We start from the raw sequence: 13,068 nt of genomic DNA, 5'->3' as shown, positions 1-13,068 counted from the left end.
GGGCCCTCCGGCGCGCGGATAGAGTCGGCTGGTGCGTACCGCTCAGCAGATCCTCGCCGACTCCGCCGTGATCGCCGTCGTGGGCGCGTCCCGCGACCCGAGCAAGGCCGCGCACGCCATACCGGCCGAGATGCAGCGGTACGGGTGGCGGATCGTCCCGGTCAATCCGACCGCCGACGAGTTGTTCGGTGAACCGGTCTACCGCTCCCTGGCCGACATCCCGCACCCGGTCGACCTGGTCGACGTGTTCCGCCCGGCGGAGGACGCCGTCGAGGTGGTCCGCCAGGCGGTGGCGATCGGTGCCCCGGCGGTCTGGTTGCAGCTCGGCATCGTCTCCGCGCAGGCACGGGAGATCGCGGAGCAGGCCGGCATCGACTACGTCGAGGACCGCTGCCTGATCGTCGAGCGCGCCGCCGCCGGCCTGACCCGGCGCGACTGAACCGGCGCGACTGAGCCGGCGCGACTGAACCGGCGCGGTCTTGCTGCCGCCGGTGCAGCTCAGCCGATGCGGCCGGTCAGATGCGCCCGAGGGGTCCGATGCGGGCAGGGCGCCCCTCGGCGGAGCCGGGTGGCGATCCGGCGACCGGCGTGTCATACCTGCACGGGCCCTATCGAGCTGAGAGCGAAGACAGATCACGCTGCCCGCATCGTGTCGGCCGAGAGCAACGACGGCACAGACGGTTCAGCTCGACAGTCGCCCCGGAGCACACGGACGCCACCGACAGCCGGAGGCGACGACGGCGCAGACGGTTCAGCTCGACAGTCGCCGCCGAGGAGGGTCGGGCAGCTGGGCGGGGCCTTCCTGACAACCGTGGGGACAGGGTCCATCACTGCGGGTAACGTCGACGAACGTGAGCCAGCCACCGGAGCCGGATCAGCCGCCGTCGCCCTACGAGCCGCCGCCGGGCGGTCACCAGCCACCGCACGCACAGCCGTACGGCGACCGGTACGGCCCGACCGGTGATCAGTACGGCCTGCCCGAGGGTGACCCGTACGGTCGGCCCTCGGGAGAGCAGTACGGGCAGCCTGCGTACGGACAGCCGTCGTACGAGCATCCGGGGCAGCCGCCGCACGGGCAGCAGTGGGGGCAGCAGCCGCCGTACGCGCCGCAGGGCCCGTACGGGCAGTACGGGCCGCCGTCACCCCAGCCGGGTAGCGGAGGCGGCGGCACGAACGTACTCGCCATCCTGTCGCTGGTCTTCGCGTTCGTCTTCGCCCCGGCCGGCATCGCCCTCGGTCACCTGGCCAAGCGCCAGCTCCGCACCAGCGGCGAGGACGGCGATCAGCTCGCCACCTGGGGGCTGGCGCTCAGCTACATCTTCACCGGCCTCTACCTGGTGGCCTGCTGCGGCTGGTTGGCGCTGGTCATCTGGGCCGGATCGAGCGGCACGAACACCTGACCACGGTCAGCGGAACTGCGACTCCCGCACGCTGTTGCCACCGTCGACCACCAGCATCTGCCCGGTGATGTACGACGCCGCCGGTGAGCAGAGGAAGGTGATCGCCGCGGCCACCTCGTCGGGGGTGCCGGGGCGGCCCACCGGAGTCCCCAGGCCCTGCTTGATCTCGGCCATCGTGGAAGCGGCGGTGTAGATGGTGCCGGGCGCGACCGCGTTGACGGTCACCCCGTCGGCGATCATCTCCATGGCCAGAGCCCGGGTCAGGCCCACCACCCCGGCCTTCGCCGCCGCGTACGCCGCCTCGGTGGGCAGGGCGTTGACCGGCCCGGCGGTGGCTGCCAGGTTGACGATGCGACCCCAGCCGCGTTCGGCCATCCCGCCGATGAAGGCCCGACTGCACAGGAACGCGGTGGTCAGGTTCCGGTCGATCTCGGCACGCCACTCCTCGTAGCTGAGCTGGGCGACCGGCCGGAGCACCTCCGGGCTCGCCCGGCTGGCCAGCCCGGCGTTGTTGACCAGGACCTCCACGTCGCCGAGCTGCTCGGCGACGGCGTCGGCCAGCGCGCCGACCTCCGACTCGTCGGTGAGGTCGGCGACGAACCCGGTGACCCCGAGTTCACCGGCCCGCTCGTGGATGCGGCGGGTGGTCGAGACGATCGCCACCCGGGCGCCGAGGTCGGTCAGTCGGCGGGCGGTGGCGTACCCGATCCCGTCCGCGCTACCTGCCCCCGTCACCAGGGCGACCTTGCCGTCCAGTCGCATGGTCACCGGCTCGGGCAACGATGCCGGGGCGTCGTCCTCCGCCGCGCTCGGTGTGGTCACCGGGCGGGGGCGGCGGGCCACTCCCGGGCGGCTGACGTCCCGCCTCGGTCTGCTGCCGGAACGGTCCGCCGCGCGCGCGTCAATCCCCATGCCGCGATCCTGCCTGCTGCCGCCGTGCCGGGCAACGCGCACCCGCTGCCGGGCGCGTCGCGCCCTACCCCGCGATGGCTACCCTGGCTGCCACCACATCGCGACGGAAGTGAGCCCGATGACACAGCCCCCACCGGCCGGTGGCTGGCCCGACCCCGCGTCGGCCGGTCAGCCTTCCAGTCCGCCGGCCGATCCGCTCCTGTCGGTCCCCTCCCAGCCCGCCGGGTACGACCCGTACCAGCCGGCCGATCCCTACCCGCCGATCGACTCGTACGCCGCGAAGTCTGATTTTCCGCCGGCTCCCGCGCCGTACCCGCCGCCCGGTTACCCGCCGCCGGTCCAACCCGGATACGGCTACGGCTACGGCTACCCGCAGCGGAGCACCAACTCGCTGGCCCTGGTGGGCCTGATCCTCTCGTTGATCGGGATCGGCTCGTGCATCACCGCTCCGATCGGCGCGATCATGGGGCATGTCGCCATCCGCCAGATCCGGGAGACCGGCGAGGAGGGCGAGGGGATGGCGAAGGCGGCCATCATCGTCGGTTGGATCATCACCGCCTTCTTCGCGCTGGTGGTACTCGTCTACGTGGCGATCTTCGTCATCTGGGCCACCGCCGTGACCACCGTCTGAACAGGTGGGCCCGCCCCGGCCGGGATTCGGGGCGGGCGGCCGGTCCGGCGGTCGTCACGTCGGTGGGAAAGTCGAGGTTCGGCGGGACCGGCGATCACGGTAATCTCGTGCCGTGACCGGGGTGGATGGACCTGCGGATGACGTCACCGGCCGTCGACTCGTGCTGGTGACCGGAGCGAGTTCCGGCATCGGGCTGGCGGCGGCGATCGACCTGGCGCGCCGGGGTGACCGGCTCGTGCTCGTCGGGCGGGACCCGGCCCGACTGCGGGCGGCCGCCGACGAGGTACGCGAGGCGTCCGGCGAGCGTCCCGAGACGTTCCGCGCCGACTTCGCGGCCCTGGACGACGTACGCCGGTTGGCCGAGCAGGTGCGGGCCGCGTACGACCGGATCGACGTGTTGGCCAACAACGCGGGTGCGATCGTGCTCCAGCCGATCACCACGGTCGACGGTTTCGAGCTGTCCATCCAGGCCAACCATCTGGCACCGTTCCTGCTCAGCAACCTGTTGGCCGACCGGGTCGGGCGGATGGTGGTGACCGCCTCGGGCGCACACCGTAGTGGTTCGTTGGATCCGGACGACCTGAACCGGCCGCTGCGGCGGTACCGCCCGATGGGCGCGTACGGGACCAGCAAGCAGGCCAACATCCTGTTCACGGCCGAGGCGGCCCGGCGGTGGCCGGCCGTCGACTCGTACTGCTTCCATCCCGGCGTGGTGCGGACCCGGTTCGGCAGCGACAGCCGGTTGGTGGCCCTGGGGATGCGGTTGTTGCCGCTGCGCGGCCCGGTGAAGGGGGCGCAGACGCTGGTGTGGCTGGCCAACCAGGATCGGGCCCGCCTGGTCGGCGGCGGTTACTACTTCGACTGCCGACCGCGTCGTCCGCTGCGCAAGGCGTCCGATCCGCAGCTCGCGGCCCGGCTCTGGGCGGCCAGCGCGGCGGCGGTCGGCCTCCCTTCCTAGCGGGTGACCCGGCGGGCGGACCGGGCGCTGGCCAGCACCACCACGGCGACACCGACCAACAGCAGCAGCAGGCCGGGCACGCTCGACGCGGCGGGCAACTGCCCCAGCCAGGCCCAGCCGATGAGGGCGGCGCCGGGTGCCTCCAGCAGGATCAGCACGCTGACCGTGGTGGCCGGGATCCGCCGCAGCGCGTAGCTGAACATCGAGTGGCCGAGCAGTTGGGCCCCGGCGACAAGCGCGATCACGGCCAGCCAGGTGCCGGTGTCGAAGCCGCCCAACGGCACGCGGCCGACCAGGCAGATCACCAACAGGACGAGTCCGCACACCGCGTAGCAGATGGTGGTGTAGGTGGCGGTGCTGACGGTGACCCGGGCACGCTCGCCGAGCGCGGTGTAGACCGCTCCGAACAGGCCACCGGCGAGGGCGAGCAGGTCGCCGGCGAAGGCGGTGCCGGAGACGGTGAAGTCGGCGCCGGTGGCGAGGACCGCGCCGAGCACCGCCACTCCGATGCCGGCCCAGACGCCCAGCGGCAGTCGGCGGCCCTGGAGGCGGGCGATCAGCCCCTGCCAGACCGGTTGGGTGGCGACCAGGGCGGTCGCGGCGGCGACCGTGGTGAGTTTCGCGCTCGGCATCCAGGTGGCGAAGTGCGCGGCCAGAGCGACCCCGGAGAGTACGCAGAAGACGCCCTGACGCCGGTTCGCGCCGGTCAGCAGGGAGCGGAACTCGGCCCGTCGGCGGGTGAGCGCGTACGGGCTCAGCACGGCGACCGAGAGCACGTTGCGCCAGAAGGCGATGGCGAGTGCGGGCGCGGCGGCGAACGCGATCAGCGGAGCGGACGAGGAGACCGCCACCACGGCGACGGCGAGTGCGCCGGTGGTCAGCAGGTCGACCGGGGGACGGTGTGGTTCGGGTGGCACGAGACGCAATCCTCACACGACCGCGATGACCACTTTCCGTCAGCGGTCCGTTACGATCATGCGCAGCCCGTCGGGACCCCCCTCACCCCGTCCGGAGGCGCTCCCCCATGCCCAGGTTCCAGGCGGTGCTTTTCGACTTCTTCGGCACGCTGACCCGCCCGGTCCAGCGCGGTCCCGGTCACCGCGTCACCGCCCAGTTGCTCGGTTGTCCGCCGGACATCTTCGTCGAGCTGCTCGACCGCACGTTCTACGAGCGCGCCGCCGGGCGCTTCGGCAGTGCCGAGGCGACCCTGCGCTGGCTGTGCGAGCAGGCCGGCGTACGGCCGACCGAGGACGCGCTGCGGGCGGCGGCCACGGCCCGGTTGGACGCCGTACGGGGCGACACCCGGTTGCGGGACGAGGCCGTCCCGACGTTGCGGGCGCTGCGGGACCGGGGCATCCGGACCGGTGTGATCAGCGACTGTACGCACGAACTGCCGGTGCTCCTGCCGGAGTTGGCCGTCGCGCCGCTGCTGGACGTGCGGATCTACTCGGTGCAGGTGGGGCGCTGCAAGCCGGACGCGGCGCTGTACCTGGCGGCGTGCGCGCGGCTGGGCCTGCGTCCGGAGGACTGCCTGTACGTGGGCGACGGCGGCAGCCAGGAGCTGACGGGCGCGCGGCGGGCCGGGCTGAGCGCGGCCCGGTTGGCCGCCCCGGACCTGGTCGATCATCTGGTCTTCAACGTCGACACCGAGTGGACCGGTCGGGCGTTGGGCGCCCTCGGTGAGGTCGTCGAGTTGGTCGAGTCGACGGAGGTCGACCGGCGGCAGCGGCTACCAGCCGGGCGGGCCGCAGCGGTGACGGTGCCGTAGCCGGGGCGGCGCTGCGGTCAGCGTCGCCGGACGCGGTGCAGCCGGAACGGCTTGCGGACGGCGCGGACGGCCGGCGTGGGTCGGGGCGGCTCGGCGAGCGAGTCGGCGGGCAGGTCGGCACCGTGGACGGGCGTACCGCCGGGCGAGAGCCGGACCAGGGCGCAGTCGTCGGCGGCCCAGCGGGCGACCAGGTCGGCGGTGGTGCCCGTGGCGTTCAGCCGCTTCGCTCCGACCAGCGGAGCCAGGGTGTCCCACTCGTCGGTGCCGGGCCGCACCCGGGTCACCCGGGCCGGCCAGGTGACGATCGCGCCGCCGTGGTCGCCCCGGAGCGTCACCCGGGCCTCGTCGACCTCGGCCAACCCGGGGGCGGACTGCTCCCCCGGCCCGCTGACCACGAACAGGGCGCTCTCCAGGGGGACGCACCACAGGGCGAGCGACGGTCCACCCGCCACCGCGACCCAGGCCACCGAGGCCTTCTTCATCGCCTCGTCGACCAGGGGGGTGCTGTCACGCTCGTCGGTCACCACCACATCCTCCCGTACGTGTGCCCCACATCCTCCCGTACAAGTGCCCGGTCGGTCAGCCGACGAACGGCGGCACCAGGATCTCGCCCCGGGCCACCGGCATGACGTGACCGGCCACGCTGGCGCCCAGCGCCGTGCCACCGGCGGCGGTCACCGTGCAGCTCAGCGTCGACGGGCGGCCCATCTCGACGCCCTGTCGGACGGTGTACGTGGAACGGCCCTCGCCGGGCAGCAGGCCACTGGCGACCAGCCACACGCCCAGGCCGAGAGCGGCCGACCCGGTCGCCGGGTCCTCGGGTACGCCGAGGCCGGGGACGAAGACGCGGGCCTGTGCGGTTTGCGCGTCGGCGTTCCAGGAGAAGACGCTCACGTGTTCGATTCCGTACCGCCGGGCCGCCACCGGATTGACCTCGGCCCTCGCCAGCGCGTCGGGGCGCACCGGCAGGAACGGGAACTCCAGCCCGCAGCCGGCGACCCGGGGTGCCGGGCCGAAGTGGTCGCCGGCCGCCAGTCCGGCCACCTCCAGCAGCGGCTCCGGGTCGAACTCGGGCCCGAGGGTGGGGGTGCCGCCGGTCAGCGTGGCGCCACTGTCGGTCACCTCGATCGGGAGCACCCCGGCACCGCACTCCTGGCTGACCTGACCCGTTCCGAACAGGCCCCGCCGGCTGGCGGTCACCGCCGCTCCCACGCTGGGGTGGCCGGCGAACGGCAACTCCTCGGTCGGGGTGAAGATCCGTGCCCGGTAGGTGGCGCCGACCTGGGTCGCGGGCAGCACGAAGACCGTCTCGGAGAGGTTGAACTCCCGGGCCAGCGACTGCATCTGTTCGGTGGCCAACCCGTCGGCCCCGAAGACCACCGCGAGCGGGTTCCCCGCGTACGGACGGTCGGTGAAGACGTCCACGATCTCGTAAGCCAAGGTCGACATGTTGGTAAAGACTAGGCCCTCCGGGCTGTCCGGAAGTGACAGCCGGGCGCTGACTTCCGCGTACGCCCTAGGCTGGTGCCCGTGAGCACGCCGACTCGGGTCTACCTCGCCCGTCTCGCCGGAGTCGCCGTCTTCGATCCGAACGGTGACCAGGTGGGCCGGGTACGCGACGCGGTGGGCCGCCTCCGCGCCGGTCAGCGACCGCCCGAGGTGGTGGGCCTGGTCGCCGAGATCCCGATGCGGCGGCGCATCTTCCTCTCCATCAACCGGATCATCTCGATCGACGCGGACGCGGTGGTGCTGGGCAGTGGCACGTTGAACCTGCGCCGCTTCGAGAAGCGCCCGAACGAGTTGCTGGTGCTCCAGGAGCTGCTCGACCGTCGGGTGCAGCTCGGCCCGGAGAACCGGGCGGCGACGGTGGTGGACGTGGCGATGGAGTGCAGCCGGGCCGGGGAATGGTCGCTGACCCGGGTGGCGGCCCGGGAGCAGACCGGCCGGCTGGCCCGCCGGGGCAACCTCCAGCAGGTCGAGTGGGAGAAGGTTCGCGGGCTCAGCGGCCTCGCCGAGCCCGGGGGGACCGCCAACCTGCTGGCGGTGCTGGAGGACATGCGCCCGGCGGACCTGGCCAACGCGTTGCAGGACCTGCCGGACGCCCGCCGCAACGAGGTCGCGGCGGCGCTGGACGACCCCCGGCTGGCCGACGTGCTGAGCGAGCTGCCCGAGCGCGACCAGGTGGAGATCCTCACCGCGCTGGGCCGGGAGCGCGCCGCCGACGTGCTGGAGGAGATGGATCCGGACGACGCCGCCGACCTGCTGGGTGAGCTGCCGCCGCCGGAGCAGGACGTGCTGCTCGACCTGATGGAGCCGGACGAGGCCGATCCGGTGCGGCAACTGCTCAAGTACACCCCGGGCACGGCCGGCAGCGTGATGACCTCGGAGCCGGTAATCCTGCCGCCGGACGCGACGGTGGCGGAGGCTTTGGCCCGGATCCGGGAGCCGCAGCTCTCCCCGGCGGTCGCCGCGCAGGTGTTCGTGTCCCGCGCGCCGATGGCCACACCGACCGGCCGCTACCTGGGCATGGTGCACTTCCAGCGGTTGCTCCGCGAGCCGCCGGCCGACCTGCTCGGCGGGGTGGTGGTCAACGACATCGACCCGTTGCGCCCGGCCACGCCGCTGCCGGAGATCACCCGCCGGATGGCCACCTACGACCTGGTCGCGATGCCGGTGATCGACCTGAACAACCGGCTGGTGGGTGCCGTCACGGTCGACGACGTGCTGGACCACCTGCTGCCTGCGGACTGGCGGGACCGGGACGCCGTGCCGAGCCCTGCACCGGAGGCCGCGAACGGTGCGGCGTCCACCGACGTGAGCACGGAGCGAGTCGATGACTGAGCAGCGGCGGACCGAGCGGCTGGACCTGCCCCGGGAACCGCGCGGCCTGAGGTTGCCCCGGGTCGACCAGGAGACCTTCGGTCGCTGGTCGGAGGCGATCGCGCGGGGCATGGGTACGGCGAACTTCATCGTCTACATGACGCTCTTCATCACCCTGTGGTTCGTCTGGAACACGCTCGCCCCGACGACCCTGCGCTTCGACCCGTACACCTTCACGTTCCTCACCCTGGTCCTCTCCATCCAGGCGTCGTACGCGGCGCCGTTGATCCTGCTGGCCCAGAACCGCCAGGCCGACCGGGACCGGGTGGCGTTGGACGAGGATCGGCGCCGGGCGGGCATGCAGAAGGCCGACACGGAGTACCTGGCCCGGGAGATCGCGGCGTTGCGGATCGCGATGGGTGAGGTGGCGACCCGGGACTTCCTCCGTTCCGAGCTGGCCCGGATGGCCGAGGAGCTGGACGAGGCGGCGCAGCGGCGCCTGCGGTTGGAGCGGCGGCTCCGGGAGGGTGCGGCGGCGCGGGGGGACGACGCCGACCCGCTGGACGAGCCCCGTGACGAGATGGACGGGGACCTCCCCGGGGACGGCCGGCGCGGCAGCGGCAGCCCCCGACACTCCTGACCCTGGTCATCGACTGGCTCACACCGTCGCCGCTGGCGCCGGTGGCGGATCACGACCGACGTAGCATTGCGGGCATGTCAGCTCCCGTCAGCACCGTCCACGACGCCGTCCAGGCCGCCCTGGCCACCGTCAACGACCCGGAGATCCGCCGGCCGATCACCGAACTCGGCATGGTCAAGTCCGCCGACATCGGCGACGACGGTGTGGTCCGGGTCGCGCTGCTGCTCACGGTGGCCGGGTGCCCGTTGAAGGACAAGCTGCGGGCGGACATCACCGCCGCGGTGAGCGCGGTGAGCGGGGTCACCGGCGTCGAGATCGACTTCGGTGTGATGAGCGCCGAGCAGCGCAAGGAGCTCCAGGCCACGCTGCGCGGCGGCGGGGCGTCCGAGGAGCCGGTCATCCCGTTCGCGCAGCCCGGCTCCCGCACCCGGGTGTACGCGGTGGCCAGCGGCAAGGGCGGCGTGGGCAAGTCCAGCGTGACGGTGAACCTGGCGGCGGCACTGGCCGCCCGGGGTCTCTCCGTCGGCGTGGTGGACGCGGACATCTACGGACACTCGGTGCCCCGGATGCTCGGCGCGGACGGCCGTCCCACCCGGGTCGAGGACATGATCATGCCGCCGGAGTCGCACGGCGTGAAGGTGATCTCGATCGGCATGTTCACCGCCGGCAACGCCGCGGTCGTGTGGCGCGGGCCGATGCTGCACCGCGCGTTGCAGCAGTTCCTCGCCGACGTGTACTGGGGCGACCTGGACGTGCTCCTGCTCGACCTGCCCCCGGGCACCGGCGATGTCGCCATCTCGCTGGCCCAGTTGCTGCCCAACGCCGAGATCCTGGTGGTCACCACGCCGCAGGCCGCTGCCGCCGAGGTGGCCGAGCGGGCCGGTGCGATCGCGTTGCAGACCCACCAGCGGGTGGTCGGTGTGATCGAGAACATGTCGTGGCTGGAGCTGCCGGACGGTTCCCGGATGGAGGTCTTCGGCGCCGGTGGCGGCCAGACCGTCGCCGACTCGCTGACCCAGACCATCGGCGCGCAGGTGCCGCTGCTGGGTCAGGTGCCGCTCGACACCCGGGTCCGCGAGGCCGGCGACGAGGGGAACCCGATCGTGCTGTCCGCGCCGGACTCTCCGGCGGCGAAGGCGATGGGCCAGGTCGCCGACCGGCTCGCGCTGCGCCGGGAGTCGCTGCTGGGCAAGCCGCTCGGTCTCACTCCGGCCGGTCGCTGACCGGAAGGCGCGCCGTCAGGTGATCTCGTCGTAGCTGGCGGCGCGCGGGGCCGGCGGGGACGCCGCCGGGGCGGTGGCGCGGGCTGCCGACGACGTGGCGGCGGGGGTTCGCGGGTCGGCGGAGGTGGCGACGTCCTTGAGGTCGTTGTGCACGCCGGTGACGTCCGCCCGGAGGTTGTCGTAGACGCCCTGCAACGGTTTGCGGATCGCCTGCTCGTCCTCTTCGCTGAGCAGATGCTTGCGGATGAACGCCTTGGGGTGCAGATCCTCGAGCTGGATGTCGGTGCCCAGTTCCTTGCTGAGGTCGGTGGTGGCGTTACGCGCCATGTTCCGCAGGTTGCGCACCATCCGCAGGCCATCGCTGATCACCTGCGGCAGCCGGTCGCCGAAGATCAGCAGCGCCAGCAGCAGCAGCGCGCCGACCTCCCACACGTTCAGGTTCTCGAACACCCCGTCCTCCTCCCCCGGCTACCGCAGCCAGAGTACGCACGTCGGGGGCCCGGCCAGAAGGGGTTCTGCGAGGTCACTTCGCATCCGCCGCCAGCGTGACGGAGGCGTTCTGCCGGTCGCTGCCCCGCCGGTACTCGACGGTCACCACCGAGCCGGGGGCGTACTTGCGGACCAGGGCGATCAGGTCGGTCGGCTCGGTCATCGGTCGGCCGTCGAGCCGCAGGATCACGTCACCGGCCCGGAGCCCGGCACCGGCCGCCGGCCCCGCCGGTTCCACCGCGGCGAGGCGGACACCCGATCCGCCGGCGTTGGCACCCGGTCCGCCCACCTGGGCGCCGATCACCGTACGCCGGGCCTTGCCGGTGCCGATGATCTCCTGGGTGATCCGCTTGGCCTGGTTGATCGGGATGGCGAAGGCGAGACCGATGTTGCCGGCCTCCTGGCCGTCCGCGACCAGGGACTTGATGGTCGAGTTGACGCCGATCACCCGCCCCGCCGCGTCGACCAGCGGGCCGCCCGAGTTGCCGTGGTTGACCGCGGCGTCGGTCTGGATCGCGGCGTAGTAGCGCGTCGGGCCGCCCGGCTCGCCGGCCTGCATGGTCCGGTCCAGCGCGCTGACGATGCCCGAGGTGACCGTGTTCGCCAGCGACAGGGGCGACCCGAAGGCCAGCACCGGGTCGCCGACCGCCAGGGCGTCGGAGTCGCCGAACTCGACCGGACGCAGTCCGGTACGTGAGACCTTGATCACGGCGATGTCGGACTCCGGGTCCTGACCCACCACGGTCGCCGAGTCGGTGCTGCCGTCGTTGAAGACCACCGACGCCTTGCCGCTGCCGCCGGCCACGACGTGATCGTTGGTGATCACGTGTCCGTCGGTGCTGACGATGAACCCGGAGCCCTCGCTGGTGCCGCCCACCCCGGCCACCCGGACGGTGACCACGCTGGGCAGGACCCGCTCGGCCACCCCGGCCAGCGACTCCGGCGGGCGTTGGGCGAGCGTGGGGGCGGTCCCGGGGGCGGCGCCGAGCACCGGCCCGGCCGCGCCGCCACGGACCGCGAAGGCGTACCCGAGGGCACCGCCGAGCGTGCCGGCGAGCAACGCGGCGAGCAGGGGAACCAGCAGCATCTGGTGCAGTTTCGAGCGTCCGGGCGCGTCCGGGTCGGTGACCCGTTCCGGCTCGACGCCGACGACCGGTGCCGCCGGCACCACCACCGCCGTCGGAGCGTACGGGTCCCGCCACGGGTCGCTCAGCGCGTCGGACCACCACGGCGAGGCACCCGGTGGGGCCCCCTCGCGCGCCGACGAGCCTGCCGGCGGAGTTCCGGGCACCGGCTGTCCCGCCGGTACGCCGCTCGCGCCGGGCTGGCGCCAGTCCCAGCCGTCGGTCACTCGGTGCCTCCCAGTCCGTCCCCCGGTGTCCCGCGATCCGGCGATCGGACGCCGCTCCGATGCCGTCGACGGGATACCGCTTCCAGGATTGCACGGATGTGCCGCGTGGGGTCAGCGGTTGTCACTGCGGGTGGACGCCCGGCTGCGCCGGTGGCGGGCCGCCTCTAGAGTCACAGTGCCCACCCGCCCTGCGCATCATGCTCGCCGCCCGGAGGTGTCCCATCGCCACCGTCGCCGGTTCCGGTAGTCCGACGAACCCGGCTCTCCAGTTCGCCGAGTCGTACGTCACCGAGGACCTCGTGCTGCGTACCGCCCGCAGCCTCGCCCGGGAGGTCGGACTCGACGCGGTCACCCCCGGAGCGGGCGCCGCGTTGCGCCTGCTCGCCGCCGCCGGGAATGCGCGGGCGGTGGTCGAGATCGGCACCGGCACCGGGGTCAGCGGGGTCTGGCTGCTGCGGGGCATGCGGGTCGACGGGGTGCTCACCACGATCGACGTCGAGGTGGAGCACCAGCGCATCGCCCGCCGGATCTTCACCGAGGCGGGCTTCGTCGCCGGTCGGACCCGCATCATCACCGGACGCGCGCTGGACGTGCTGCCGAGGCTCGCCGACGGGGCGTACGACCTGGTCTTCGTCGACGCCGAGGCGACCGGCTTCACCGCCTGCGTGGAGGCCGCGCTGCGGCTGCTCCGGCCCGGTGGCGTGCTGGTCCTCAACGGCACGCTGGCCGGGGGCCGGATCGGTGACCCGGCGGCCCGGGACGCGGAGACGGTGACCGTGCGCGAGACGATCAAGGCCATCCGCGAGTCGGAGAACTGGATCCCGGCGATGCTGCCGGTGGGCCACGGGCTGCTGGCCGCAGTGCGCTGCTGAACCG

Annotated in this window: 15 protein-coding genes; 9 read left to right on the top strand and 6 right to left on the bottom strand. The window is 73.0% G+C overall.

What is annotated here, in order from left to right:
- Positions 1–31 precede the first annotated feature (31 nt).
- Both ABZ738_RS06610 and ABZ738_RS06605 read left to right on the top strand, forming a co-directional pair.
- Positions 32–439 carry a CoA-binding protein gene (locus ABZ738_RS06610; protein ID WP_176092482.1) on the top strand — a complete coding sequence of 136 codons (408 nt, stop codon included), beginning with the start codon at positions 32–34 and terminating at the stop codon, positions 437–439.
- Between the two features lie 412 nt (positions 440–851).
- A complete protein-coding gene (locus tag ABZ738_RS06605) occupies positions 852–1,400 on the top strand; it encodes a DUF4190 domain-containing protein (protein ID WP_357211564.1) in 549 nt (182 codons plus the stop codon).
- Between the two features lie 6 nt (positions 1,401–1,406).
- Here ABZ738_RS06605 and ABZ738_RS06600 read toward each other — a convergent pair whose 3' ends face one another.
- Positions 1,407–2,312 (bottom strand): SDR family NAD(P)-dependent oxidoreductase, encoded by a 906-nt coding sequence (locus ABZ738_RS06600; protein ID WP_131053961.1) that lies wholly within the window; start codon positions 2,310–2,312, stop codon positions 1,407–1,409.
- A gap of 118 nt (positions 2,313–2,430) precedes the next feature.
- On the opposite strand from ABZ738_RS06600, the gene ABZ738_RS06595 reads away from it, so the two are divergent.
- Complete coding sequence (locus ABZ738_RS06595) at positions 2,431–2,943, top strand: DUF4190 domain-containing protein (RefSeq protein WP_357211560.1); 513 nt, start codon at positions 2,431–2,433, stop codon at positions 2,941–2,943.
- Positions 2,944–3,055: 112 nt separating this feature from the next.
- Positions 3,056–3,901 (top strand): SDR family NAD(P)-dependent oxidoreductase, encoded by an 846-nt coding sequence (locus tag ABZ738_RS06590; RefSeq protein WP_201272402.1) that lies wholly within the window; start codon positions 3,056–3,058, stop codon positions 3,899–3,901.
- Here ABZ738_RS06590 and ABZ738_RS06585 read toward each other — a convergent pair.
- Positions 3,898–4,818 carry a DMT family transporter gene (locus tag ABZ738_RS06585; protein WP_176092478.1) on the bottom strand — a complete coding sequence of 307 codons (921 nt, stop codon included), beginning with the start codon at positions 4,816–4,818 and terminating at the stop codon, positions 3,898–3,900. The genes ABZ738_RS06590 and ABZ738_RS06585 overlap by 4 nt on opposite strands.
- A gap of 107 nt (positions 4,819–4,925) precedes the next feature.
- On the opposite strand from ABZ738_RS06585, the gene ABZ738_RS06580 reads away from it, so the two are divergent.
- A complete protein-coding gene (locus ABZ738_RS06580) occupies positions 4,926–5,669 on the top strand; it encodes an HAD family hydrolase (protein ID WP_357211555.1) in 744 nt (247 codons plus the stop codon).
- Between the two features lie 17 nt (positions 5,670–5,686).
- Here ABZ738_RS06580 and ABZ738_RS06575 read toward each other — a convergent pair whose 3' ends face one another.
- Together ABZ738_RS06575 and ABZ738_RS06570 are read right to left on the bottom strand one after the other, a co-directional pair.
- Entirely contained in the window at positions 5,687–6,193 is a 507-nt protein-coding gene (locus ABZ738_RS06575; RefSeq protein ID WP_357211552.1) for a hypothetical protein, read from the bottom strand.
- Between the two features lie 55 nt (positions 6,194–6,248).
- Entirely contained in the window at positions 6,249–7,118 is an 870-nt protein-coding gene (locus ABZ738_RS06570) for a PhzF family phenazine biosynthesis protein (RefSeq protein WP_357211550.1), read from the bottom strand.
- An 81-nt stretch (positions 7,119–7,199) separates the two neighbouring features.
- On the opposite strand from ABZ738_RS06570, the gene ABZ738_RS06565 reads away from it, so the two are divergent.
- The 3 genes from ABZ738_RS06565 to ABZ738_RS06555 all read left to right on the top strand — a co-directional run bounded on the left by ABZ738_RS06565 (position 7,200) and on the right by ABZ738_RS06555 (position 10,352).
- Positions 7,200–8,510, top strand: a complete 1,311-nt coding sequence (locus ABZ738_RS06565; RefSeq protein ID WP_131053966.1) for a CBS domain-containing protein — start codon at positions 7,200–7,202, stop codon at positions 8,508–8,510.
- Positions 8,503–9,129 carry a DUF1003 domain-containing protein gene (locus tag ABZ738_RS06560; protein ID WP_131053967.1) on the top strand — a complete coding sequence of 209 codons (627 nt, stop codon included), beginning with the start codon at positions 8,503–8,505 and terminating at the stop codon, positions 9,127–9,129. The genes ABZ738_RS06565 and ABZ738_RS06560 overlap by 8 nt, the downstream gene beginning before the upstream one ends.
- A gap of 74 nt (positions 9,130–9,203) precedes the next feature.
- Complete coding sequence (locus tag ABZ738_RS06555; protein ID WP_131053968.1) at positions 9,204–10,352, top strand: Mrp/NBP35 family ATP-binding protein; 1,149 nt, start codon at positions 9,204–9,206, stop codon at positions 10,350–10,352.
- A gap of 15 nt (positions 10,353–10,367) precedes the next feature.
- On the opposite strand, the gene ABZ738_RS06550 is transcribed toward ABZ738_RS06555, so the two are convergent.
- A complete protein-coding gene (locus ABZ738_RS06550) occupies positions 10,368–10,802 on the bottom strand; it encodes a preprotein translocase subunit TatB (RefSeq protein WP_176092473.1) in 435 nt (144 codons plus the stop codon).
- A gap of 73 nt (positions 10,803–10,875) precedes the next feature.
- The gene (locus ABZ738_RS06545; RefSeq protein ID WP_236146000.1) at positions 10,876–12,132 is read right to left on the bottom strand and encodes a trypsin-like peptidase domain-containing protein; all 1,257 of its coding nucleotides are present in this window, start codon (positions 12,130–12,132) and stop codon (positions 10,876–10,878) included.
- A 257-nt stretch (positions 12,133–12,389) separates the two neighbouring features.
- Here ABZ738_RS06545 and ABZ738_RS06540 point away from each other — a divergent pair, with 257 nt between their 5' ends.
- Positions 12,390–13,064 carry an O-methyltransferase gene (locus ABZ738_RS06540; protein ID WP_343232792.1) on the top strand — a complete coding sequence of 225 codons (675 nt, stop codon included), beginning with the start codon at positions 12,390–12,392 and terminating at the stop codon, positions 13,062–13,064.
- Positions 13,065–13,068: the final 4 nt, after the last annotated feature.

The sequence above is a fragment of the Micromonospora sp. NPDC047793 genome, assembly GCF_040642635.1.
Classification (GTDB): Bacteria; Actinomycetota; Actinomycetes; order Mycobacteriales; family Micromonosporaceae; genus Micromonospora.
The sequence above is the reverse complement of the archived record's forward strand: the minus strand, read 5'-3'. Positions and strand labels throughout refer to the sequence as shown.

Excerpts from the sequence above, each read along its gene's own strand:
- ABZ738_RS06570 (WP_357211550.1), bottom strand. The coding sequence starts at position 7,118 with ATGTCGACCTTGGCTTACGAGATCGTGGACGTCTTCACCGACCGTCCG.
- ABZ738_RS06595 (WP_357211560.1), top strand. The coding sequence starts at position 2,431 with ATGACACAGCCCCCACCGGCCGGTGGCTGGCCCGACCCCGCGTCGGCC.
- ABZ738_RS06540 (WP_343232792.1), top strand. The coding sequence starts at position 12,390 with ATGCTCGCCGCCCGGAGGTGTCCCATCGCCACCGTCGCCGGTTCCGGT.
- ABZ738_RS06580 (WP_357211555.1), top strand. The coding sequence starts at position 4,926 with ATGCCCAGGTTCCAGGCGGTGCTTTTCGACTTCTTCGGCACGCTGACC.
- ABZ738_RS06560 (WP_131053967.1), top strand. The coding sequence starts at position 8,503 with ATGACTGAGCAGCGGCGGACCGAGCGGCTGGACCTGCCCCGGGAACCG.
- ABZ738_RS06600 (WP_131053961.1), bottom strand. The coding sequence starts at position 2,312 with ATGGGGATTGACGCGCGCGCGGCGGACCGTTCCGGCAGCAGACCGAGG.
- ABZ738_RS06555 (WP_131053968.1), top strand. The coding sequence starts at position 9,204 with ATGTCAGCTCCCGTCAGCACCGTCCACGACGCCGTCCAGGCCGCCCTG.